The 23095-nt window shown below is 41.9% G+C and carries 24 protein-coding genes; 4 read left to right on the top strand and 20 right to left on the bottom strand.

Annotation, left to right across the window (positions count from 1 at the left end; genetic code table 11):
• Positions 1-17: 17 nt before the first annotated feature.
• From ACY8DT_RS10875 to ACY8DT_RS10860, 4 genes are read right to left on the bottom strand one after another with little or no spacing between them, the layout of a single operon-like run.
• Positions 18-1010, bottom strand: a complete 993-nt coding sequence (locus ACY8DT_RS10875) for a FecCD family ABC transporter permease (RefSeq protein WP_462420330.1) — start codon at positions 1008-1010, stop codon at positions 18-20.
• On the bottom strand, positions 1003-1974 hold the full coding sequence (locus ACY8DT_RS10870; RefSeq protein WP_462420329.1) for a FecCD family ABC transporter permease: 972 nt from the start codon (positions 1972-1974) through the stop codon (positions 1003-1005). Before ACY8DT_RS10870 ends, ACY8DT_RS10875 begins: the two co-directional genes overlap by 8 nt.
• On the bottom strand, positions 1964-2788 hold the full coding sequence (locus tag ACY8DT_RS10865; protein WP_462420328.1) for an ABC transporter ATP-binding protein: 825 nt from the start codon (positions 2786-2788) through the stop codon (positions 1964-1966). Before ACY8DT_RS10865 ends, ACY8DT_RS10870 begins: the two co-directional genes overlap by 11 nt.
• 18 nt (positions 2789-2806) lie before the next feature.
• On the bottom strand, positions 2807-3721 hold the full coding sequence (locus tag ACY8DT_RS10860; RefSeq protein ID WP_462420327.1) for an ABC transporter substrate-binding protein: 915 nt from the start codon (positions 3719-3721) through the stop codon (positions 2807-2809).
• Positions 3722-3834: 113 nt separating this feature from the next.
• Between ACY8DT_RS10860 and ACY8DT_RS10855 the strand changes: the two genes are divergently transcribed.
• Positions 3835-4851 (top strand): NAD(P)/FAD-dependent oxidoreductase, encoded by a 1017-nt coding sequence (locus ACY8DT_RS10855; RefSeq protein ID WP_462420326.1) that lies wholly within the window; start codon positions 3835-3837, stop codon positions 4849-4851.
• Between the two features lie 143 nt (positions 4852-4994).
• On the opposite strand, the gene ACY8DT_RS10850 is transcribed toward ACY8DT_RS10855, so the two are convergent.
• From ACY8DT_RS10850 to ACY8DT_RS10840, 3 genes are all read right to left on the bottom strand, one after another.
• Positions 4995-6008, bottom strand: coding sequence for a WD40/YVTN/BNR-like repeat-containing protein (locus tag ACY8DT_RS10850; protein ID WP_462420325.1), 1014 nt, complete (start codon positions 6006-6008; stop codon positions 4995-4997).
• A gap of 178 nt (positions 6009-6186) precedes the next feature.
• Entirely contained in the window at positions 6187-7437 is a 1251-nt protein-coding gene (locus ACY8DT_RS10845) for a cytochrome P450 (RefSeq protein WP_462420324.1), read from the bottom strand.
• Positions 7438-7621: 184 nt separating this feature from the next.
• Positions 7622-7747: a hypothetical protein gene (locus ACY8DT_RS10840; RefSeq protein ID WP_462420323.1), complete on the bottom strand. Its 126-nt coding sequence runs from the start codon at positions 7745-7747 to the stop codon at positions 7622-7624.
• A 180-nt stretch (positions 7748-7927) separates the two neighbouring features.
• On the opposite strand from ACY8DT_RS10840, the gene crcB (ACY8DT_RS10835) reads away from it, so the two are divergent.
• The 3 genes from crcB (ACY8DT_RS10835) to ACY8DT_RS10825 all read left to right on the top strand — a co-directional run bounded on the left by crcB (ACY8DT_RS10835) (position 7928) and on the right by ACY8DT_RS10825 (position 10160).
• Entirely contained in the window at positions 7928-8314 is a 387-nt protein-coding gene (crcB, locus tag ACY8DT_RS10835; RefSeq protein ID WP_462420322.1) for a fluoride efflux transporter CrcB, read from the top strand.
• The gene (gene crcB, locus ACY8DT_RS10830) at positions 8311-8667 is read left to right on the top strand and encodes a fluoride efflux transporter CrcB (protein ID WP_462420321.1); all 357 of its coding nucleotides are present in this window, start codon (positions 8311-8313) and stop codon (positions 8665-8667) included. Before crcB (ACY8DT_RS10835) ends, crcB (ACY8DT_RS10830) begins: the two co-directional genes overlap by 4 nt.
• 83 nt (positions 8668-8750) lie before the next feature.
• Positions 8751-10160, top strand: a complete 1410-nt coding sequence (locus tag ACY8DT_RS10825; RefSeq protein ID WP_462420320.1) for an aldehyde dehydrogenase family protein — start codon at positions 8751-8753, stop codon at positions 10158-10160.
• 277 nt (positions 10161-10437) lie between these two features.
• Here ACY8DT_RS10825 and ACY8DT_RS10820 read toward each other — a convergent pair whose 3' ends face one another.
• The 13 genes from ACY8DT_RS10820 to ACY8DT_RS10760 all read right to left on the bottom strand — a co-directional run bounded on the left by ACY8DT_RS10820 (position 10438) and on the right by ACY8DT_RS10760 (position 23063).
• The gene (locus tag ACY8DT_RS10820) at positions 10438-11043 is read right to left on the bottom strand and encodes a YdcF family protein (RefSeq protein WP_462420319.1); all 606 of its coding nucleotides are present in this window, start codon (positions 11041-11043) and stop codon (positions 10438-10440) included.
• A gap of 155 nt (positions 11044-11198) precedes the next feature.
• Positions 11199-11549: a hypothetical protein gene (locus ACY8DT_RS10815; protein WP_462420318.1), complete on the bottom strand. Its 351-nt coding sequence runs from the start codon at positions 11547-11549 to the stop codon at positions 11199-11201.
• A gap of 174 nt (positions 11550-11723) precedes the next feature.
• On the bottom strand, positions 11724-11897 hold the full coding sequence (locus ACY8DT_RS10810) for a hypothetical protein (protein ID WP_462420317.1): 174 nt from the start codon (positions 11895-11897) through the stop codon (positions 11724-11726).
• A gap of 308 nt (positions 11898-12205) precedes the next feature.
• Positions 12206-12970: a helix-turn-helix domain-containing protein gene (locus ACY8DT_RS10805; RefSeq protein ID WP_462420316.1), complete on the bottom strand. Its 765-nt coding sequence runs from the start codon at positions 12968-12970 to the stop codon at positions 12206-12208.
• Between the two features lie 21 nt (positions 12971-12991).
• Positions 12992-14506: a class I adenylate-forming enzyme family protein gene (locus ACY8DT_RS10800; RefSeq protein ID WP_462420315.1), complete on the bottom strand. Its 1515-nt coding sequence runs from the start codon at positions 14504-14506 to the stop codon at positions 12992-12994.
• An 80-nt stretch (positions 14507-14586) separates the two neighbouring features.
• Entirely contained in the window at positions 14587-15828 is a 1242-nt protein-coding gene (locus tag ACY8DT_RS10795; RefSeq protein WP_462420314.1) for a benzoate/H(+) symporter BenE family transporter, read from the bottom strand.
• A 50-nt stretch (positions 15829-15878) separates the two neighbouring features.
• Positions 15879-16673: an enoyl-CoA hydratase/isomerase family protein gene (locus ACY8DT_RS10790; protein WP_462420313.1), complete on the bottom strand. Its 795-nt coding sequence runs from the start codon at positions 16671-16673 to the stop codon at positions 15879-15881.
• A gap of 2 nt (positions 16674-16675) precedes the next feature.
• Positions 16676-18229, bottom strand: a complete 1554-nt coding sequence (locus tag ACY8DT_RS10785) for a class I adenylate-forming enzyme family protein (protein WP_462420312.1) — start codon at positions 18227-18229, stop codon at positions 16676-16678.
• Between the two features lie 5 nt (positions 18230-18234).
• A complete protein-coding gene (locus ACY8DT_RS10780) occupies positions 18235-18735 on the bottom strand; it encodes a (2Fe-2S)-binding protein (RefSeq protein WP_462420311.1) in 501 nt (166 codons plus the stop codon).
• Positions 18722-19621 (bottom strand): FAD binding domain-containing protein, encoded by a 900-nt coding sequence (locus ACY8DT_RS10775; RefSeq protein WP_462420310.1) that lies wholly within the window; start codon positions 19619-19621, stop codon positions 18722-18724. Before ACY8DT_RS10775 ends, ACY8DT_RS10780 begins: the two co-directional genes overlap by 14 nt.
• Before the next feature lie 31 nt (positions 19622-19652).
• Positions 19653-20108, bottom strand: coding sequence for an SRPBCC family protein (locus ACY8DT_RS10770; RefSeq protein WP_462420309.1), 456 nt, complete (start codon positions 20106-20108; stop codon positions 19653-19655).
• Positions 20108-22531 carry a xanthine dehydrogenase family protein molybdopterin-binding subunit gene (locus ACY8DT_RS10765; protein WP_462420308.1) on the bottom strand — a complete coding sequence of 808 codons (2424 nt, stop codon included), beginning with the start codon at positions 22529-22531 and terminating at the stop codon, positions 20108-20110. The genes ACY8DT_RS10770 and ACY8DT_RS10765 overlap by 1 nt, the downstream gene beginning before the upstream one ends.
• Entirely contained in the window at positions 22494-23063 is a 570-nt protein-coding gene (locus tag ACY8DT_RS10760) for a nucleotidyltransferase family protein (RefSeq protein WP_462420307.1), read from the bottom strand. Before ACY8DT_RS10760 ends, ACY8DT_RS10765 begins: the two co-directional genes overlap by 38 nt.
• Positions 23064-23095: the final 32 nt, after the last annotated feature.

Genomic DNA, 23095 nt, shown 5'->3' with positions numbered 1-23095 from the left:
AAAAACAGCGGAAAAGACTAAACTTTTCTCGCTGTCATAAGCAGGTAAATAAAGTACGGTCCGCCGATGAGCGCGACCACAATGCCTGCCGGGATCACCGCAGGTGCGAGCAGCAGCTTGCCGGCCAGGTCCGCTGCGCTCAAGAGCAGCGCTCCGATTCCCACCGTCCCTAGAAAGATCAATTTCATATTCCGGGGAAATAAAAGCCGGGCAATATGCGGGGCAATCAGACCGATAAAGCTGATTGCGCCTGCGACACTGACCGCGACGCTCGACAGGAGTGCCGCACAAATAATCAGAACAATCTTTTCAAAGTTGACGTTCATCCCAAGGGCTGAAAGGTTTTCATCTTCCAAATTGAGCATCGACATTTCATTGATCTTCATCCAGACGAACACCGAAACCAAAATAATGTACGGCAGGATGGCGATGACGAATGCCCAAGAGTCGCCCCATATGTTGCCGGCGAGATACCGGTTCAGCATCGTCATCTGGCTGTCGTCGAACGTCGATGTGAAGACGTAGAGGAAGCCGGTCACACCCATCGCGGTCGCGATGCCGATCAGGATGAAGATGTTGCTGTTGAAGCGTCCGCCGATAAACGACAGGAAGAATACGATGAGCACTGTGAGCAGCCCGCCGGTAAAACTCATCAGCGGCAGTGAGTACAGATTCATCGTTCCAGTACCGCTGACGAACATGATGAACAGCACGACACCGAATCCACTGCCGGCATTGACTCCGATAATGCCCGGGTCGGCCAAAGGATTGCGGCTCAAAACTTGTAAAATCAGTCCGCTCAGTGCCAGCGCCGCGCCGCAGATGATCGTAATCAGCATGCGTGGCATACGGAATTCATAAAACACGAGCTCAACGTCGTCAGCAGCACTGAAAGTTAAGAGAGACATAATATCACCGAACGTCAGACTGTAAGTACCCGTAAACAATGTCGCCAGCATGACGGCAGCAAGCAGCGTAAAAATAATGATGAATTTAACTGGATTACGCATATTGACGCCCTCTCTGTCTGATGATGTATATGAAGAACGGCAGTCCGATCATCGAAATAACCGCATTGACCGGCGTCTCGTTCAGCATCCTCGCCACCATGTCCGACAACATGAACAGCGACCCGCCGAGAAGTCCCGTGTAAAGAATCGTGTACTTATGCATATAGCCGACCGTCATTTTCACGATATGCGGCACAAGCAGTCCTAAAAATACGATGTTGCCGACAATCGCCACACTCATGCTCGCAAGCATGATCGCGCACACGAGTGAAATGATCTGATACAGCACATTTTTCTGACCGAGTGACGCCGACATCTCATCCCCGACCAGAAATATATCCAGTTCTTTCGCCAAAAAGTACAGCACCCCGATGACGACAAACGCAAAAGGTGCAATAATCATAATCTGACCGAGCGACACACCGGCCGCACCGCCGCTCGTAAAGAATGCGACATACTGCCCAAGATTATTCGTAATGACGAAAAAGTCCGTCAAAGCATAGAGGAATAAAGAAATCCCCGCCCCGGCCAAAATCAGATGTATAGGCGACTTGAACCGCGTGACGAATAGAATGATGAAGCCGACAAGCATCCCGCCGATAAAACCGCCGATGACCATGCCGACAAATGACAGCGTCGGAATCAGCAGTGCCCCGATGACGATGAAAAAGTTCGCCCCGGCATTGATTCCGAGAATGCTCGGCTCACTTAAATCATTGTGCGTCACCGTCTGCATGATGAGTCCCGCAATACTGATCATGAGACCCGCAAGGAATGCTGCAATGACCCGCGGCAGACGGATTTCATACAAAATCTGCGACACGGAATCCCCGGCTTCATAATTAAAAACACTCGAAAATACCTGTCCGACAGTATAATTTTCAACGCCGAACATCATCGCAGCCGTAAACGAAAGAATGATGCCCGCTATAAAAACAGGCATCAATAACCACTTATTTTTCATTGTAAGCCACATCACTGCCGCCGACCGTATGACAGAAAAGTTCGTAGTCCGACAGCACCGGTTTCCCGCTCACAGGGTCCGTCATGATTTTGCCGTTGATATTGAACACTTCGTTCAACACTTCATTCGTCAACACTTCAGACGGTGTACCGGTCTTTATTACCCGACCTTCGTTCATTACGACGATATGGTCGGAATATTTAATCGCCTGGTTAATATCGTGGAGGACCATGACGACGGTCTGTTTTGTCTTCCGGTTCAGACGCTGGATGATGTTCAGTGTTTCCAGCTGGTGGTGGATATCGAGGTACGTCGTCGGTTCATCCAAAAGCAGCACGTCTGCACCCTGCGCAAGCAGGAGACTGATCCACACCCGCTGTGCCTGGCCACCGGACAGCTCGCTCATCATGCGGTCCTTGAACTGATCCGCACCTGTCTCCTCGAGCGCCCAGTGGATGATCTTGTAGTCATCGGGCTTCAAACCCTGGAACCTTTTCAAATAGGGATATCTGCTGAAACTGACAAGATCCATCACTTTCAGATCATACTGCAGACGGTTTCGCTGGGATAATATACTCACCTTCTGCGCCAGCTGCTTCGATTTCATCTGACGGATATCGAGGTCGTTGATGTACACCGCCCCGCCGTCCACATGAAGGATGTTCGAAACCGTCTTCAGCATCGTCGACTTGCCGCAGCCGTTCGGCCCGATGATCGTCGTAATTTTTCCCGACAGCAGTTCCACATTTATATTGTTCAAAATTTTCTTCTTATCGATATGAAGATCCACGTCCTGCATTTTGACGCTCGTCATATTACCACCTGCTTTAATTTATTCTGTCAGCGCACCGACTATGATCTCTCTCTGGTGTTCCAGTGAATACGGGTCATTATAATAGAACACCGGTGATTCAAACTCGATCACACGGTCATTTTTCACCGCATCAAGATCTTTCCATACATTCGTTTCCCGGTATGCATTATCCGCACCGGAGTCGCCGGTACCGACAAACATGAAGTCGCCCGCGAACTTGCCGACCTCTTCAGCAGAAATATTTTTCCATCCCGTTTCCACCACTTCGTATTCCACCGCTTCAGGTACACCTAAACCAAGGCCCTGATAAATAATCTCCGTGCCGCGGCCCCAATTGGTCCCGTACACATAAATATCTTTCGCATACTGTTCAACCACGCTTGCAGTCACGTCCGTGCCGACCGCTTCTTCCACGGACGTCTTATCTTCTTCGAGCGCCGTTTCCCATTCATTTACCCACTCAGCCGCTTCATCTTCTTTGCCGATGATCTTACCGAATTCCTCGTGAATATCGAGATAACTCCATTTCTCATACTGTACCGGAATCGTCGGTGCCACAGATTCAAACTTCTCCAGATTCTCATCCGTTGAAAACGCGATGATCAGATCCGGATCCAGCGCCATAATCTGCTCGATATTCCCCTCTTCAACCATCTCGACATCTTCAGTCAGCGGCTCAAGCACTTCACTTTCAGTGACGACCGAATGCGCACCGACCATATTCGCATCCAGCTGCTTGAAATTGCCGAAATAACTCGTCGCCATCACCACAATCCGCTGCGGATCTTTTGGAATCTCAATCGTCTCCCCCGCATCCGTCGTATATTCCTTCATCGCCACTTCTTCAGATTCTTCACTGCTCTGAGAGTTGCCGCAGCCCGCTAAAAAAATTGCTAAAACCATACTTAAAAATAAAAACCGGTACTTATTCATATGTAATCCACCTTTGATTTTTTATCGCTCACAATTATCAATTGATAATCATTATCAATGTAGTTATAATAAAACATATTAAATGAATTTACAATCATAAAGGGGAATTATTTATGAAATCTTATGACACGCTTATTATCGGCGGCGGACCGGCAGGCCTATATGCTGCATTTTACGCAGGGCTCCGCGGGATGTCGGTCAAATTGATAGAGCATCATGCATCACTCGGCGGAAAGCTCAATATATACAGGGAAAAATTCGTCTGGGATATCGGCGGCATGCCTGCAAATACCGGCGATAAAATCGCAGAACAGCTGATTGAACAGGCATATACGTTTAATCCGGATATTTCCACTAGCACAACATGCGAAGACATCATAAAAGAAGAGGGACAGTTTATCGCGAGTACGACAAACGGACAGTTCAGAGCGAAATCCGTCATCATTGCGACTGGCCTCGGTATTTATTCACCCGTCAAACTCAATATTTCAGGCGCCGAAAAATTTGAAATGTCGAATTTATATTACACTGTGAAAGACTTGAAATCGTTCAAGGATAAAGATGTACTGATCTCCGGCGGCGGTAATACGGCGGTCGACTGGGCACATGATTTAAGCGGCATCGCAAATTCCATTACGCTCGTCTGCCGTAAAAGCGAGCTGAGAGGCCATGAAGCCATGGTCGACAAACTGGATAAAGACAATATCCGTGTCATCAAAGGTGCATCAATCGATACGCTCATTCCGAATGATGATGAAGATAAAATAAGAAGCGTTCAGCTGTCAGACGGTACAGAAATTTCGACAGACGCCGTCGTCATCAATCACGGGTTCGACGCCAACAGCGAATTCATCGGAAAACTCAAAGAGCACATTCCAATGAACGACTATCAGATGATCGAGACCGTCAACACCGTTGAAACCGGCATCCCCGGCCTGTTCGCGTGCGGCGACCAGATCACTTACGACAACCGCGTCCACCTCATCGCCAGCTGCTTCCCCGAAGCCGCCATGGCCGCAAACTTTGCCAAAACTTACATCTCAGGCGGCGAAGCCCCGGATGAGGCCATCGTCTCCAGCCATAATGAAGCCTTCGCCCGCAAGAATAAAGAGATGATTGAACAGATATAACCTTATCGGTCCGTCCCGTGGAGCGGGATGAGCTGTTAGACTGCCAACGGTCCTTCCCCGAATGCCGGATGATCCGTTAAAGTCACAGCAGACCGTCCCATGCCCCGGGACGGTCTGTTGTATCTCCTAATATATATTTCCTTCTACTTCACCAGCACCGCATCAAGCACCCGCGATTCCAACACTTCGTCAGGCCACTCGATATTCACTTTCTCAAATGAAACCCCCGCATCTTCCGATATATAAATTCCAAGATTATTCACGGCATAAAACACGCCGGACTGTCCGGAGTCTGTCAATAGCGCAAACACTGATGAACCGCCGGCCGCAGGCAATCCTTCATCGATAAACGTCCAGTCTCCACCGCCGGTCCTGCGCACCAACCGGGTATTTGCGCGTTCCGGCATATACGCTTCATAAGGCCCTTTTGCAACGGAAGCGATCATCGTATCTGCATCACCCGGATCAGCAGCAACATCCACCATGTAAGTGTAATCACCGAGCCCGTCATTAAATTTAGCCCATGAATCTCCGCCGTCCATACTCTCGGCAAATCCTTCACCGGCAGCTTCATAGATCCGGCCGCGCACAAAAGGGTGCGCTTTAATCGAATGGCTGTCATGATGAGACCCGGGCTTCCGGTCCTCCCACGAGGCACCGCTATCTAAACTCCGCATCACCCCGCCGAGCTCGATGCCGACAAAAATCCTATACGTGTCATGCAGATCTGGCTGGATCGTCCGCACGTGATGCGTCTCAGGCCGCGGCGGAAAACTCCACTCCGGCTCGGAAGGCAGATCGAGCAGTGCCGGTGATTCCGTCCACGTCATGCCGCCGTTCTCACTCCGGTACAACATGCTCGGCTCCGTCCCTGCCCATATCACACTGAACTCGCCAAGCTGCTCCGTCTTACTCACCGCAATACTCATCACCCGCTTATTAAGGGCATCTTCACCGAGCCGCTGCCACGATTCGCCATCATCATCACTGCCAAGCAAACCATCATTGAAAGTCCCAGCAAAAAGCCGGTTCGAAATCTCATCAAACGCAATGCTTCTGATCTCCTCCGGCCCTTCAATCGTCTCAAGCGTCCAACGGTCTTCTTCCCCCGCTGCTTTATATATCTTATCTTTCGTCGCGAAATAGATTGAAACCATCATTCCCACTCCTTTTAAATTACTTAATATCCATATACCCTCTAACATCATTCATTAAATAAAAACCGTCCCCATATGAAACGACCCCGCACTATAAGCCTGACATCGCTCTCTGATTAAAAAAACACAGCTTTCCAGGCCGTGTTTATGTCTATATATCAAGCTTTTACTGCTACATTCATTTCAGCATGAAGTTCTCTATCCGAATCTTATCATTCGGCACGGCGGGGATATCATTGAACTCGAACCCGAAGTCCTGCGGCGGGAATTCGAACGTGAGATCATTGACCAGAAAGTTCAAAGTTTCCCGGATCATCACAATGGTTATGAACTCGCCCGCACATCTGTGGCCGAAATCATAACTGCCGCCGCCCTGCGGCACAAAGTTGAATGGCGTCTGCTGCCATCCGTCAAAGCGTTCGGGCATGAACACCTCCGGGTCCACCCAATCATCAGGGTGTCTGTTCGTACCATATAAATCCAATAAAGTCAGCCTACCTTCCTTAAACGTATATCCTTCCCACTCGAAATCCATATCGACTCTCGCAACAGCAAATGGAAAGAATGGATAATAACGCCGTACTTCCTGGATGAACCACTCCATCTGCTCTGAATCCGCATCTTTCAGCTTCCTCGCTTCCGCTTGGTGCTCATTCAACGCAAGGCCGATCATCGCAACCCATACACTGTTCGCATTCATCGGACGGACCAGATTGAGCAGCTCCACCGTCACAATATCCTCATCCAGCAGCTCACCGGCAAGATCCCTGTGCCAGGCAAACTGATATAACGCACGGCCGGAATCCGCTTCAATCTTCCCCGCACGCACATCTTTCACTGCGCCGCCAATCCAGTCCTCAGCCTTCGACCGCGACCGTCTGCCGCGCCAGTGCTGTAAACCAAGTGCCGCCGGTGATTCGTACAAGTCGGAAATCTCAGCCGCACGCGCTTCAACATCCTCACCAAAAAGACTCACACCTGCCCATTCACACGCAACATTGAGGAATACAATTTTCGTCGCCTCATACAGCTCAACCGGCTCATCCGGGTCACGTTTTTCAAAATACTCTTTCCAGTATTTCTTTGTCATATTGCCGATCTCCGTCATTTCATCCGGCCCCATCAGCCCCATGAACATCGCCTTCCGGTGCCTATGCGCTTCACCGTCCAGACCCTGCACGCCGCCTTCACCGAACAGCGTCTTCTCTACACGCTTTGGCGCCGCATCACTCCGTCTGAAACGCGTATGATCGTAAAACAGTTCAGCCGCCCTGCTTCCGGTGAGACAAATCGTCTTCTCACCCAAAATGCGCGTTTCGAACACATAGGACCCAAGCGCTTTATTCCGGCTCATCACAAAATCATAACCCTCTTTCAGAACATTCAGCGTCTGATCGAACCCCTTATCTTCCGGCATATTAGAATCCATTCGAACACTCCCTTAATTTATGTATTACCCCTCTCTACCCTAAACTACAGGTGATATGCATATATAATTGAAGGAAATAAAACCGGTCCTTTTTGTTGGAGATTGGTAATATCTTTACTTTCTTTTGTAGTAGTATAAAAGCTTTATGACAATAGAATGCAGACTCCGACACATGTGAATTCCATCAAGCATGTGGACAGTAGGCTTCTTTTCCTTTATCAGTTTCATAGTCTTCGTGTTCCCTCAGAAATTTATTGGAACCGTCTATAAAACTGATCTTTTCATTGTCCAGCTCATATTTATATGACAAAACTTCCTCGATTATTTTCGGAAGCTCGATATCATCAAAGTACTTATTCAGTTATTTATATAAAGTCCTCGTTTAAACCGAATGCATTCTGGTACTATAATAATATTCCTTATACGTATTGAAATTAATCAATAAACATAACAAAATTATAATGTATAGAAGTGGGAAAGGGGAATTAAAATGAAATACTTATTCGTGATGGTCGGCGGTTTCTTTGGCACCATCTCCAGATTTGCTGTCAGTGAGTGGTTTCATACGGCGGGTGGTTTTCCGTTCCCGACTCTCTTCGTCAATCTGGCCGGTTGTTTCGCCCTTGGATGGCTTCTTACATATATCAGCCGGAAGACAAATATCAGACCAGAATATGCTTTGATTATAGGCACCGGATTCATCGGCTCCTTTACAACATTTTCCACTTTCACTGTTGAAACTTTGACTTTATTCAGCCAAGGATTTTTACTTCAGGCAATGATATATGTGGCAGTTTCTATAATAATTGGGCTGTTGATGACTTACATAGGTTATAAATTGGCCTCACCAATGAAAAGACGGGGTGACAGCATATGATTTTCCTGGTTGGGACAGGCGGCGCTTTAGGCGCCTTAGCGAGATTCATGCTTGGTAATATACAAAACCGGTATGGTTTTCCCATATGGACTTGGGTGATCAACATTACCGGCTCATTTTTATTAGGTTTTCTGGCCCAGCTTCATTTATCCGATCAAATCAGTGAATGGCTGTGGCTGTTCGGCGGTGCCGGATTTTGCGGCGCATATACGACTTTCTCCACTTTCAGCTTTGAAACGATTCATTTGTTCAGACAGAGTAAAGTAAAGTCAGCTGTAAGTTATGTACTCACCTCTGTTGCGGCAGGAATCGTTGCTGCGGTTGTCGGCTTTAGTGCCGGACATGTTTTTTAAAAACAGACAAAGGGTACACTTAATAAGAAGACGCTATTAAAGTGATAACGACTTTTATTATATAAATTCAGGAGGAGATTTTTGTGAAAGAGTATCAAATTTACTACAACGGCAAATGGCAGAATTCCGATTCCGGCGAATTCAGCGAAGTGGAGAACCCTGCGACTGAGGAAATCATCGCAAAAGTTCCAAAAGGCAGCCATAACGATGTGGATAATGCGGTCGAAGCTGCGAAAAATGCATTCCCGGAATGGAATAAAACTTCTCCGGAAAAAAGAGCGGAATATGTCAGAAAGATAATGGAAGGCATCGAAGCGAAAAGCCAGGAACTCGCTGACATCATGGTCAGTGAACTGGGCAACTCGCAGACTTTCTCAGAAGAGGGACAAGTCCCTTTATCATTGAAAGAAATGAGTGCAACACTCGAAGATATAAAGAATTTCAAATTTGAAGACGAGCTGGACGACGGCACAGTCATCCAGAAAGAAGGTTTCGGCGTCGTTGCATGCATTACACCTTGGAACTATCCGCTGAACCAGATTCAGAGAAAGATGACACCGGCATTGCTTGCAGGTAATACTGTAGTTGTCAAGCCGGCAAGCCTGACACCGCTCACGGCGATGCTTCTCGCTGAAATCGTGGATGAGGCTGGCCTGCCTGACGGCGTGTTCAATGTTGTCACAGGCAGCGGCGGCGATCTCGGCGACTATTTGACGAAGCATAAAGATGTGTCCGTCGTATCATTTACAGGTTCCACTTCAGTCGGCCAGAAGATGTATGAAAGTGCTGCAGTAAACATCAAAAAATTAGTGTTGGAACTCGGCGGTAAATCACCGCTCGTCTATCTTAAAGGCGGCGATCTGGATCAGGCCATCGATCAGGCGGCACAAACCGTCATCAACAACCAGGGCCAGAGCTGTTCGGCACTGACACGCCTGCTCGTTCCAAGAGAACAGCTGGATGAAGTGAATGACAAGATCAAAAAGTATTATAAAGATGTGAAAATCGGCGATCCGACCGATTATGATACGGATATCGGTCCGCTGGTCGATGAAAACCAGATGAAAACAGTGCTCGACTATATCCAAAAAGGTAAGGATGAAGGTGCGGAAGTGCTCGTCGGCGGCGGCAAAGTCGACAGAACCGGCTACTACGTCGAGCCGACAGTATTTACGAATATCAAGAACAGCATGACCATTGCACAGGAAGAGATCTTCGGACCCGTCCTCGTTGTCGTGCCATATGACGGCGAAGAAGAAGCCATCGAACTTGCGAACGATGTCGATTACGGCTTATCCGGTGCAGTGACAGGCCCTGACTTTGACTCGGCGATGAGAGTCGGCAAACAGATCAGGACAGGCAACGTCTTCATCAACGGTGGAGATCGTTCACCACATGCTCCATTCGGCGGTTATAAACAATCCGGCCTGGGACGTGAAAACGGACTGTACGGTGTGGAAGATTACCTTGAAGTTAAGGCGTTGTTTGTTTAAGAAAAAAATCCAGTAATTTAAAGTGAAGCCTCGAATCTGAATCCAGATTCGAGGCTTCTTCAATTTTATTGATGTTTTTTCATTCAAAAATCTAAAGCTTCAATTACTTTTTCATAAGCTGAACCATTTGCTGCGCAGATAGACTGGAAATTGTTACTAACTAAACAGCAGAGATTATTGCCTTACCATGCTCGACAAAAGTGGCTAAGATGATTATAAAACACTCTGGATTCTGAGTTTATATAACTCAGAATCCAGGGTCTTTTTAATTTTAGGACTACACCTTGGCATCCGTATCATCAGGTATATCGATCAAATGATACAGTCCCAGCCGGTAACCCCACATCTTCACAAATTCCCTGAACCATATATTTTTCGCATAACTCTGTTCATGCCACGGTTCTCCGTCTGCGCCCGGTGCTGCGATGTATGTGAGATCGAAAAGACCGTCATAACGGTTTTTATTCACCCGGTCATGAATCAGTTTCGACCGCTTCAAATGGTAGTCACTCGTCGTGACCAATGCACTTTGAAAACTCCGGTCTTCCATGATTGCCAGTGTTTCTGTAGCATTGGTGTATGTGCTGGTTGCAGCAACTTCTTCGATGATCGCTTCTTCCGGAATGCCGAGATCGAGCGCAAACTGCTTGGACTGTGCGTAATGTTCATCCATCGCCGGTGAGATGATGACATAGTCGGAATATCCTGCGTGATACAGTTCCGCTGCTTTTTGCATCCTGCCCGTGTCACCGCCGCCAAGCATGATAATGACGTCCGCCTGTTTCGGGTCCTCGGTTCTATTGTGGTTGAAACTTTCTATGATAGATACTACCGTCAGCATCAGAGTGATGCATATGATAATGATAATTAGCCTGATTTTCATTTTTTACCTCGAATTTTAAATACGTCTTATAGACCACCATGATAGCATGAAGAGATTAAAATCGGGTAAACTTTTGATAAATGGTATCGCTCTTGTATAAGATTGCAGTCCCAAGTTTATTTCTTCATTTCTTTTTTAAATCTTCCTCTTCTCCCTCATCCCATCTTCAGCATAGTGAACCCGGTCCATCCATACAACAAGGTAAACACAGACGTGAAGAATGCAAGAAACAAAAACGGCAGGAAGGTAAGTGGTGCTACGCCGAGTGCGGCGGCTGCAAATATGGCGTTGCCATTTCCAGCATATCTAACCGTGATGAATACCGTCACGGATATGGTCAGGAAGTAAATGATGAGACATAAAATCAGCTCCACATTGTCGGGCAGGTTCATTATCGTTACAGTAAATAAAATATATACCAGGTAAAGTAAGAACATCGTCTTTGAAAAATCAATGAAGACCTGTTTCCAATCTTCAATTTTCTTTGTAACTATGCCTTGGAACACAACTGTAATTACATAGGAAATTAAAAAGAATACGGATAAAATGATGAAATTCGGAATGACTATAAATACAATCTCGAGTCCTGGGCCGCTGAATCACTTAATCCATCCATTATCTGCATAACCCCGACTGTTAAAATTATAGTTAACATTAACCTACTGCTGTCAAAACTGTTCTCAATCGATATGGGGGCCGATTGATTTCCATGGTGATGCAATCGCATTTTTAATAAATGGCGGAAATCCCTCATCTTTCGCTTCCTTCTTGTTGTCATCCACCAGATCATGTCCACATTCGTTACAGTACTTATTACCTTCAAAAACTTCTGCATCACAGTTCCGGCACTTCATACTATTCCGCCTGGTTGATTTTACAAAAAAGTCTATCAGTAAAATATTTATAGTACAATAAATTAGAAGAAGACTTTACATTATATAGTAGTTTCATTCGTTAAATTTACAGATAATTACAATAATAACGTTAAAATAATGTCTCCGGATATTAATGACCTGAATTCTCTTTTTCAATTTAATAATTCAAAATGCCTCAAAAGTTGAATTTAATTTCAGCTTTTGAGGCATTCTGACATGAATTAGAATCTCTTAAATTGGAAGTACTTAGTAATTTCTATGATTAAGCTGAAATATCACATAGACGCTCATTCCAGTTTTACATATAAACTTCTGTAATCTCGGGGTGTTTTTCCTTGAGATTTTTTAAAAGTCGTAGCAAAATAGGTCGCACTGGAAAATCCTATTTGATGTGCAATCACTTCTATAGGAAGTGAAGTTGATTTAAGCAGATACTTAGATTTTTCCACCCTTGTCTCGGTTAAAAATTCTATAAAGCTGGTCTCTGTCATTTCTTTAAATAATTTACTGAAATGAGATGGACTTAAATATACTTTTTCAGAGACATTTTTCAAGCTAATATTTTTGTAGTAATTTAAATTGATATACTCTATTGCTGTTTTGATGGGTCTTGAAATATCAGGATCAAAATGAGAGGTTTCATTTTCAGTTAAAAACAAAGAAGTTTCAGAATCAGACCGTATCGTATGGCTTAGAATGATACGATCAATCGTTTCAAGAAATTCATGTTTAACAAGTGGTTTCAGATGAAAACCGGAGAAGCCTATGTTAATAGATTGCTGCACTAAATCAAACATCTTTAATTGTGAAATAGCTATGATTGCAATACTTGTTAATTCTGAGAGAAACTTCTTGCCCAATTCTAAACCATTCAAATCATTCAAAGAGAGCTCTGTAATAATGATTGACGGATTAATGTCTTTAACTAGTTTAATAGCTTCATTTGCATTCTCAGCTTCTGAGACTTCAAAATCCGAATGCTTCGATTGACTTAAAAAGTCTTTGATTCTTTTATTACTTTCTAAGTCATCATCAATTATGAGAATAATCATAAAGGGTCTCCCCCTCCCTCTTTAAGATTTATCAAAAGCACCGGTTTTTAGCAGTTTACGATTTAATTTTCCTTTTTTTGTTTTTGGAAGATTTTTTATAAATTTATAATTTCTTGGTCTTATCTGACTGCTTAAGTCAGATTTTTTACAAAAAGCATCTAAACTCAGAAAATTAATGTCCGAATTTTCACTGACAATATAGGCAGTTATAATCTCTCCAAATCTCTCATCCGATTCCCCAACTACAGCCGATTCTAAGACATCCGGATGATTGTTAAGTATTTTTTCAATTTGTTCAGGATGTATGTTTTCACCACTTGATAATATCATTTCATCTAATCTTCCAACAACAATCAACTCTCCGGTATTTAATATTCTCCCTATATCACCTGTATGATACCAGCCGTTTTTTATAACTTTAGCGGTTTCATCAGGTCTGTTCCAATAACCTTTGAATGCCTCATCCGAATCTAAACTGACTATTATTTCACCTATTTCCTTGCCACTTTCATAATCAATTCGATATTTCCCCTTTATAGGTGCTATTTTGATCCGACTATGTAAACCTGCTTTACCAGTAATCCATGGCTTTTCTCTTACTTGATCCGTACTGCAGATAGTATAAATTTCTGTACTTCCATAATGGTTGATAAATTCTGTTGGATTGAAAAATTCGTTACATTGATTAATTAATTCAGTTCTCATTGGAGCCCCTGCATATGAAATCACACGTATACTATTCATATTATATGTATGCTTTGATGATGATAGCAGTTCATGAAAATGAGTTGGAGTTAAAAATAAAGTTGTTATCTTATATTCATGTATCTGTTTTAAAATATTGTCCGCATCAAATTGCGGATTCGAATAGTAACAGCCTCCCAGAAAGACCATACTCAAAAAAGCTCTCATCCCCATGGTGTGATAAAGTTGAACTGCACCTATAGTGCTGTCTCCAATCCTGTATGTATTTTGAATAATATGCGCAAGTGTGGATGCATATTCGTTTTTGTGCGTCCGTGGTACACCTTTAGGCCTGCCTGAGGTACCTGAAGTGTATAATATTATCGCTAAATCTTCATCATCTTTTATAGAAGACTGTACTTTTCCACTATCTTTATTCACCATTTCTTCAAATTTAATATCTGTATCCCCTTCTAAACTTACCAATATTAAATCGCTGTTTAATTTCATTTCGTTTATCGTTTTATTGTTTTTATTTTGCAGGAACATTATTTTGGCTTCAACATCATTTATGCAATACTTAATATATTCAGAGGGCATATCTAAACTGATTGGTACATAAACAGCATTAATTTTTTGGGTTGCCCAAAATATAATTATGTTCTCAATATTATTTTTTAACATTACTATGACTCTGTCTTGTTTTTCTACACCTATTCTCATTAATGAAGCTGCAACTTTATTAGCTTTAGAATCAATATAATTAAAAGTATAGAATTGATTATTTATAAACACAGCAGGAGTATCAGGTGATCTTTGTAATGAGTTATTAAACATCTGAACAAGATGCAATTTTTCATCTCCTTATATTATTACTAATTAGGACATACTATGAAGTATGTCCTAATTATAATCATCAAATTAAAATAAGTCTATTCAGTTCTGGATACGCTTTCAAGAGCGGGGATTTTTTCTTTAATATTTATTGTCTCTGGTACCGTCTCTTTAAAATCATCTTTTTCAATTATTAAAGAAACAACTACCCCGCCTATAATTGACCAAAAAGGGGCACTGATTCCAAAAAGTGTCACACCTGAGATACCAATAATTAATGCAAAGAACGATCCTACCTGGAATTTCGATTCTGAAAATGCCGCTTGTAATGAACTAAGCAATACTCCAATCATTGCCAATCCTGCGACTACAGCTACGAGAGCTACTGGCATCGCTGTTACAAAAGGTACTGCAACACCGGCAAATATACCGAATAAAGCAAATAACGTTCCACACACTAAAACTGCACCGTATCTCTTATTTTTATCTTCTCCTGCTTCTTCAGATGCACATATAGCTGTCATGGGACCTGCAATATTTGCATTATGACCTCCAAATAGGGATGTCAATATTCCGCCAATACCACTTACTATTGTCATCTTATTAACCGGCGGTTTATACCCTTGTGACATAAGCACTCCTGTTGCCTGGGCATTTTCAGCTCCTATGACTAATAATGCAAGTGGAATAGAGATAGAGACAATTGCTTCAAGACTAAAGCTCGGAACAACCATTTGCGGTAACACTAAAGCTGGTTCAAAGCCTGATAATGAAAATTGGCTCATCGCAGCAGCTACTATCATTGCACCGATAAAAGCTGGTAAAATAGCCGGTATTTTTTTAGTTATTGCGGTCGATAGCAGATATAGGGCAATTGCTGTACCTGCAATCCATGGGGCTTCTTCCAATGATAGTATCATATCTGTTCCAAATGAAATCATGGCTCCAACTATCATTGCCATAACGATCGGTCCTGGCAACCATCTCATAACTTTTCCGATCATTCCACTTATACCAAGTAATAATACTATTATACCTGCTACTAAATATGCACCTGTAGCTTCACTCAATGTAGTGGATGTCAAGGCTCCAGCGATTAGAACTGCTGCAGGTATAGAAAATGCTCCTGCTATCGGCTGACGATATCTCAAGGATAACAATACACCTAAGATACCTCCAAAAAAGTAAATGGCAAACAACCAGGAAATTGTTTCAACTTGTGTCAAGCCACCATTTTGTGCTCCACCAATTACAATCAAAGCAGGACCTGTACAACCGAAAATAGCTGCCATTGTACCTGCACTAATAGTTTTTATATTGAGTGTGTCTTTAATTTTCATCACTCAATCCCCCTTTTTATGAAAGCAACATATAATTTTCACAACTTGTTTTAATACCCTTTAAACTCAGGTTTTCGTTTTTCATAAAAAGCATCCACGCCTTCTTTAAAATCATGTGTACTGCGTAATAATCCATAAGCGTATCCTTCGAGCTCCAAGCCGGCACTGAGTGGTGTATCCTGAGCACTGTTTAAAACTCTCTTGGAAACTCTTTGTGCAACAGGCGAAAATTTCACTAATTCTTCTACGAACTCTTCCACCTTATCATCAAGCTCTTCTCTCGGGACTAATTCAGTCAATAAACCCCATTGAAATGCTTCATCCGCTTTAATTCTTCTGGCACGCATTATCATATCTTTGGCTCTGCCAATACCCACAATTTTTGCAATACGCTGAGTGCCTCCACTGCCTGGAATCATTCCAAGATTCATCTCAGGTAATGCCAGTTGAACATTTTCTGAAGCGACTCTGAAATCACAAGACATGGCTATTTCCAGTCCTACTCCGAAAGTGTAGCCCTGCAGTTGTGCGATTACAGGTTTTGGTGATAATTCAGGAGCCGCAACATTCTCATGTAATAATGAAAGCTCTTCGGGCGTCCGGTCCATAAATTCTCTTATCGTTCCACCCGCAGTGAATGCTTTCTCTCCTGCCCCCTTAATAACAATCACTCTTACATTTTCATCTTTGTTGAGGTCAAAAAATATTTCTTTTAAATGCGCTCTTCCTTCATAACTTAGTGCATTCATCTTTTCTGGTCTATCAAGAATTATAGTTGCTCTTTTTCTTTCTTCATCTTTTTCAACTAAAATGTGATCCCATTTTTGTGTATTGATCTGTGTCATGATTATGATACTCCTTCTGTGAGTTCTTTCATTATTTTTTGTTCTTTCAGTTTATTTCTCAATATTTTTCCAACAGGACTTTTAGGTATTTCTTTTATAAACACGTATTCTCTCGGTCTTTTGAAGTTTGTCAATTTCGGTTCATTTTTACAGTATTCATCTAATATCTCAGAATTTATCTTTTGGGAATCAGAAACAATAAAGGCGACTACTCTCTCTCCCCATTTTTCATCTTCTATTCCAACAACGACTACCTCCTCAACCGATGGATGTTTAGCTAAAACATCTTCGACTTCTAACGGATGAATATTTTCACCTCCGGAAATAATCATATCGTCAACTCTTCCGACGACATATAGATCTCCGTCTTTATCAATCTCACCCATATCTCCTGTAAAATACCATCCATCTCTCAATGCTTTTTTAGTGGCTTCAGGTCTCTTCCAATATCCTTGAAATGACTCAATTGAATCAGTACTCACAATTATTTCGCCGGATTCGCCCTGTGGCACTGTATCTTCGGGACTGACATCACTTTCAGGGTCTGGAGTAACTAATCTGATATATTGATGAAAACCGGCTCTGCCGGCACAACCAGGTTTTTCATTCAAATAATTACAGATTGAGTAAGTATACACCTCTGTACTTCCATAATGATTAACAAATATCTCTGGCTTTAATCTTTTGTAAACTTCTTCTGTCAATTGTTTTGTCATAGCTGCGCCAGCATAGCCAATTTTTTTCAATGAAGTTAAATCATAGTTATCAATATTACATGTCAGTAAGTCATGAATAATGGTAGGCACCAGATAGACACAACTGATTTTTTCTTTTTCAATAATATTCAAAACTTCATCAGGTTTAAAATCAGGTATCATTACTATCGTCCCATTTAAAAATGTCATAGATAATAGCGATCTCATCCCCATGGTGTGGTAAAGAGGCATAATCCCCAATGTTTTTTCCTTAGATTGATATTCATTTTGTATAATATGAGCTGTACTCGCGCTGTACTCATTCTTATGGGTGCGAGGCACTCCTTTAGGTCTGCCTGTTGTCCCTGATGTATATAGCATCAAACATATATCTTCATCTGACAGTTCAGGCTTTTCATAACTTTCACTCCTGCCACTAATAAGTGATTCAAAGTTAGCATCTGCTTCAGAATCATTGTGGATACTGACCAGTATTGGTTTATTATCTTGATTCACAGCTTCAAATAGCGCTTCTTCACTTACAGATTCATAGAGTACTAACGCAGCTTCTGCATTTTCAACACAGTATTTGACCTCCCCTGAAGATAGTCTGAAGTTTATGGGAGTAAAAATACCTCCGATTTTCTGCACAGCCCAATACATGGTAACCATTTCAAGTCTATTTTTTGTCAGAGTGACTATTCTATCCCCTTTTTTAATACCTATTTTTTGAAGCTCATGTGCAAGTCTGCTGCTCATTCGATCAAATTCCCTGTATGTGTACTGCTCATCCTCCTCTTTAATGGCAATTTCATTAGGATGGCGATTAACAGTGAATTCAAATAATGATGATAAAATCATAATACTCACTCCCCCCCGGTATTAATTTCTCTTGAAACTTCCATAACCGCTTCAACTATTCCTTCATATCCAGTGCATCTGCAAAGATGCCCTGATAACATCTCTCTGGTCTCTCTTTCAGTCGGATTTTTATTTTCATATAAAAATTCTACGGATGACATTAATATTCCAGCAGTACAAAAGCCACATTGAAGCGCATGATGTTTTGAAAAAGCTTCTTTAAGTGATGAACCTAATTCCTTTTTTTGAAGTCCTTCAATTGTATAAAGTTCAGCTCCATCAATTTGAATCGCAAACATTAAACAACTCCTTATCGCTTTATTATCAACTATGATTGTGCAAGCTCCGCAAACTCCGTGTTCACAACCAACATGGGTCCCATTTAATGCAACATCTTCCCTCAAGAAATCACTTAATAGCTTGCGTGTTTCAACTTCAGCCTCATAATCTTTCCCATTTATCTTAGTTTTTATAGACACTTTTTCATTACTTTTAATTTGCAGCATTTGTAAATTCACCTTCTTTCTGAGCTCTTTGATATGCTTTTCGCAAAGATTTCCTTATTAATACTTTTGCCATGTGAAATCGGTATTCGGAGGTGGCATGTAAATCACCATCGGGTTCTGCCATTTCCAAAATAGTATTGGCTACATCTTCAACTGTGTTTTCATCCAGTTGAGTGCCAATCAGCGGTTGCAAGTCTTCCTCTTCAGCAAGTAGTGGCACATGATCTACTCCACCTACTGCGATTTTCACCCTGGAGATTTCACCCGTTTCTGTGCAATCGACCATACTTGTTGCTGAAACTAGCGAAAAATCACCGTGCCTTCTACTTATTTCCTCAAAAGCATACCCTTTTGGTAAATCTTTAATTGGTAGATGTATCTCGGTTAACAATTCATCCGGCATCATATCTGTAGTCATATATGTCAGGAAAAACTCTTTTAAATCAGCTTCTCGCTGTTCTAGTTCACTACGAACTATCACTTTCCCTTCCAGTAATAAAAATACCAAAGGTAATTCTGCACTGGGGTCTGCATGAACAACGCTTCCTCCCACTGTTCCTCTATTTCTAGTCTGTCTATGACCTATATAGCCACATGTTTCTCTTAAAAGTGGTACTTTCTTATAAACTTCTTCAGAATCTTCAAGACTTCTCTGTCGGGTCAATGTACCTATTTTCAACAGTTCATCATCCAACTCTATAAAATCCAATTCCTTAACGTTATTTATATCAATTAAACACTCAACTTCGGACATACGCATATTAAGTATTGGTATAAAACTTTGTCCACCTGCCAGTACCTTACCTTCATCACCGTAATTTGCTAGAAGTTTGAGTGTTTCATCAATAGTTCGCGGTTGATAATAATTAAACTTTGCCGGTTTCATACATTGCTCCTTTAAATATAGATTTTAAGGATTATGCTGCATCCTGTTTTTTCTTCATTTCATTTTTAGCTTTTTTAAAGAAGTCATTGATCACAAGTTTGGCGACTCCTCCTAGCATTCTTTGGCCGATAGACGCTATTTTGCCGCCCGCATCTGCCTCATATTTATACGTTATAAGAGTTGTCTCATCGTCTTTTTGCTCAAAGTATATATGTGCTTCGGCATCGACTAACCCTGGATTCCCTTCACCATGAATGACTAGTGTATAAGAGTTTGGCTCATCTATATTTTTCACTTCAATATCCGCTTCATACTTTCCTTTTACAGCAGCAATCCCTACTTTTAAATCCGCTTTATATATATTTTCACTTACAACATGTAGTTCCTCACAACCCATTATGCATTTCTCCAACAGCTCTGAATCTAACATCTCTTTAAATACCTGCTCTTTTTTACCAGGTAATTCTATTTTTCCTTTCCCTTCCATTAAACTTCCTCCTTAATTTTATGAATCACTTCATTTAATTTGCTCCATACCATAGTTGGAGCAAGCGGTAATTTGTTTATCTCAATTTCTAATGGTTTTAATGCGTCATTGACAGCGTTGGAAATAACAGCAGGAGCACTCATCGTATTACCTTCTCCAAGTCCTTTAGCTCCTAAAGGCGTAAGAGGTGAAGGTGTCTCCTGATGTTGAATGGTTATCTTCGGCATTTCTGTTGAAGTGGGACAGAGATAATCCATAAAACTTCCGGTTAGTAATTGACCTTTATCGTCATAAACAAGTTCTTCGAACATTGCACCACCCAAACCATGTGCCAAACCTCCCAAAATTTGACCATCAGCTATTTTGGGATTCAATAACGTTCCTGCGTCGTGTACAGTGACATAATCTAAAATATTTACTTCCCCAGTTTCCACATCCACTTCAACTTTTACTGCATCTACGACAAAACCATGAGTAGCAGAACCATTTACAGTATCATCCGAAGAAGGCGCTTTGGCAGTTTCGATATTATAAAATGCAGTTTCATGAATGCCGGCCTCCATACCCTCAGGTAATGCCTCAGTATTCCAATGCGCTGTTCCTATTAATCTTTTTAACGAGACACTCTGCTCGTTATCATTTTTATTTACTACTCTTCCTTCTTCGATTTTTAAATTTTCTGAAGAAGTATTCATCTGGTATTCTGCTATTTTCAACAATTTATTTTTAACTTTCTTCGCAGCCTCATATACAGCACTCGATCCGATAGGACCAAATCTGCTGGAGTAGCTTCCAGAAGCCACTGACCAGGGGCTGGTGGCAGTATCCATTTCGGCATGTACTTTAATTAACTGGTCATCAATTCCTAGAACGTCACTAACAATTTGTGTAGCCACTGTTTCATGGCCCTGACCTGTAGGCACCGTGCTTATTCTTACATTCACACTGCCTCTTGGATCTATACTTACAGTTGCACCTTCAGCAGAACCTGATTTCGGTAATCCTTTATCCCGTTCTTCAGGTGTTAAAGCGATGGTTACATAACCCATATTTGAACCTGACGGCTCTACGATACATGCAAGCCCGAGACCTAAATATTTTCCATCTTTCCAAGCTTCTTCTTGTTCAGATCTAAAGTTTTTATAATCCACAGTTTCCAGTGCTTTGTTGAGTGCACCCTGATAATCTCCGCTGTCGTAAACTCCGCCGGAAGCAGTTTTATACGGAAACGCTTCTTTTGGTATCAGGTTTTTCTTAATCAGTTCAGCAGGATCCATACCTATCTCCTTAGCGATTATCTCCATCATTCTCTCGAGTGGGAAATACAGCTGAGGACCACCATAGCCTCTGATTAATCCTGTCGGGCTTTTATTGGTCATTACCGCAATTGTTTCCATTTGCAAGTTCTTAATGTCGTATGCTCCAGTACTATTGGAATGGGTCCGGTACAAGTTAGCCGGCTCCGGGGCTCTAATATAGCCTCCGACATTATCAGCCATTTTCATTCTCAAACCTGTGACGGTCCCATCCTTATTCACCGCAGCATCTATCCAGGTTACTCTATCGGTACCACTCGAACTCGCCAGTAGATTCTCTTGTCGATCTTCGATCCATTTGACAGGTACCTCGACAATTCTGGATACGATGGACATCAATACAATATAAGGATAACTTCCTGATTTTATACCATAACTTCCACCGATATCTTTCGGGACATGCAGCCTTAATTGATTACCGTTCACTTTTAATGCGGAAGTCATTACTGAATGTAATGTGAATGGGCCATGAAAGTTAGACCACACTGTGTACTGATCATCACTTTTTGTATAATCTGCTATGACTCCATAATTCTCAACAGGTGTTGCACTGTACTTTGGATATTTAAATTTCCTGCTTACAATTAAATCTGCATCATTAAATGCCTTATCTGTTTCCCCATAATCAAAATATCGATGATTGACTACATTGGTATTTAAGTTTTCATGAAGTACAGGTGCATCGTGCTCCATTGCTTTTTCAATATCTACCACCGTTTCCAGTGTTTCGTATTCAACCTTTATTTCGTCTAATGCATCTTCTGCGATATATCTATCTTTAGCTACTACTACTGCTACGCCCTCACCAACAAACCGAACTTTATCAACTGCTAAAGAATAATATTCCACGGGTTCGGACACACCCACCGGAAAAGGTTTCGACAGACTTGCAACATCTTTGCCGGTCACTATACCGACAACACCTTTAACTTTTTTTGCTTTATCTATATTTATATTTTTGATTTTGGCATGAGAATAAGGACTTCTTAATATAGCTGCATGGTGTATGTGGGAAAATGGAGTTAAATCATCTATATAATTTCCCTCTCCCGACATTAATCGTGCGTCCTCAACTCTCGTTTTTGAGTCGCCTATTTTGCTGTTCATAAACATTCACCTCATTTTTGATGTACTTTTGATAATTTTCCTTCGTATCCAAATCCATCGGCTGATTAAAATCGACATCCATTAATTGTCGTTGGTCGTGAAATTTTTTAATGATTTCTCTTCCACCTTTATCTCCTGTCACTTTCAGTAATTCATCAAATAGTACCTTGTTAAAAATGACGGGATGTCCAGGACCATCCAGATATCTTGGTTGGGTAATTAGAAAATTCTTCCGCATATGCTGTGAAATCAATCTATTTATCAATTCTGGTGTTATTCCAGGTTGATCTGCTAATAAAATCATGATGTTTTCTGTACGATGTTGTGAATTTCTTATTCCTAAGGCTATGGAATATGACATGCCTCTGTTCGAATCATCATTCCATATTATATTTGTTGAAATATTTTTCAAATCTTCTTCTAAAAATTTATAATCCTTGTTTAAGACGACATTAATATATTCAGCTTTACTGGAAATAGCATTTTCAACTGTTTTCTGCAACAGCGTTTTACCACCAATATCAAGAGACATCTTAGGTTCTCCCATTCTCACTGATTTGCCTG

Source organism: Salinicoccus sp. Marseille-QA3875, from assembly GCF_054950095.1.
This window is presented reverse-complemented; position numbering and strand designations above follow the sequence as displayed.

Coding starts and splice junctions, on each gene's coding strand:
- ACY8DT_RS10820 (WP_462420319.1), bottom strand. CDS start 11,043: ATGAAAATCAGGCTAATTATCATTATCATATGCATCACTCTGATGCTG.
- ACY8DT_RS10850 (WP_462420325.1), bottom strand. CDS start 6,008: ATGGTTTCAATCTATTTCGCGACGAAAGATAAGATATATAAAGCAGCG.
- ACY8DT_RS10790 (WP_462420313.1), bottom strand. CDS start 16,673: ATGACACAGATCAATACACAAAAATGGGATCACATTTTAGTTGAAAAA.
- ACY8DT_RS10805 (WP_462420316.1), bottom strand. CDS start 12,970: ATGATTATTCTCATAATTGATGATGACTTAGAAAGTAATAAAAGAATC.
- ACY8DT_RS10770 (WP_462420309.1), bottom strand. CDS start 20,108: ATGGAAGGGAAAGGAAAAATAGAATTACCTGGTAAAAAAGAGCAGGTA.
- ACY8DT_RS10810 (WP_462420317.1), bottom strand. CDS start 11,897: ATGAAGTGCCGGAACTGTGATGCAGAAGTTTTTGAAGGTAATAAGTAC.
- ACY8DT_RS10870 (WP_462420329.1), bottom strand. CDS start 1,974: ATGAAAAATAAGTGGTTATTGATGCCTGTTTTTATAGCGGGCATCATT.
- ACY8DT_RS10865 (WP_462420328.1), bottom strand. CDS start 2,788: ATGACGAGCGTCAAAATGCAGGACGTGGATCTTCATATCGATAAGAAG.
- ACY8DT_RS10780 (WP_462420311.1), bottom strand. CDS start 18,735: ATGCTGCAAATTAAAAGTAATGAAAAAGTGTCTATAAAAACTAAGATA.
- ACY8DT_RS10795 (WP_462420314.1), bottom strand. CDS start 15,828: ATGAAAATTAAAGACACACTCAATATAAAAACTATTAGTGCAGGTACA.
- crcB (WP_462420322.1), top strand. CDS start 7,928: ATGAAATACTTATTCGTGATGGTCGGCGGTTTCTTTGGCACCATCTCC.
- ACY8DT_RS10775 (WP_462420310.1), bottom strand. CDS start 19,621: ATGAAACCGGCAAAGTTTAATTATTATCAACCGCGAACTATTGATGAA.
- ACY8DT_RS10860 (WP_462420327.1), bottom strand. CDS start 3,721: ATGAATAAGTACCGGTTTTTATTTTTAAGTATGGTTTTAGCAATTTTT.
- ACY8DT_RS10875 (WP_462420330.1), bottom strand. CDS start 1,010: ATGCGTAATCCAGTTAAATTCATCATTATTTTTACGCTGCTTGCTGCC.
- ACY8DT_RS10855 (WP_462420326.1), top strand. CDS start 3,835: ATGAAATCTTATGACACGCTTATTATCGGCGGCGGACCGGCAGGCCTA.
- ACY8DT_RS10765 (WP_462420308.1), bottom strand. CDS start 22,531: ATGAACAGCAAAATAGGCGACTCAAAAACGAGAGTTGAGGACGCACGA.
- ACY8DT_RS10785 (WP_462420312.1), bottom strand. CDS start 18,229: ATGATTTTATCATCATTATTTGAATTCACTGTTAATCGCCATCCTAAT.
- crcB (WP_462420321.1), top strand. CDS start 8,311: ATGATTTTCCTGGTTGGGACAGGCGGCGCTTTAGGCGCCTTAGCGAGA.
- ACY8DT_RS10845 (WP_462420324.1), bottom strand. CDS start 7,437: ATGGATTCTAATATGCCGGAAGATAAGGGGTTCGATCAGACGCTGAAT.
- ACY8DT_RS10760 (WP_462420307.1), bottom strand. CDS start 23,063: ATGTCTCTTGATATTGGTGGTAAAACGCTGTTGCAGAAAACAGTTGAA.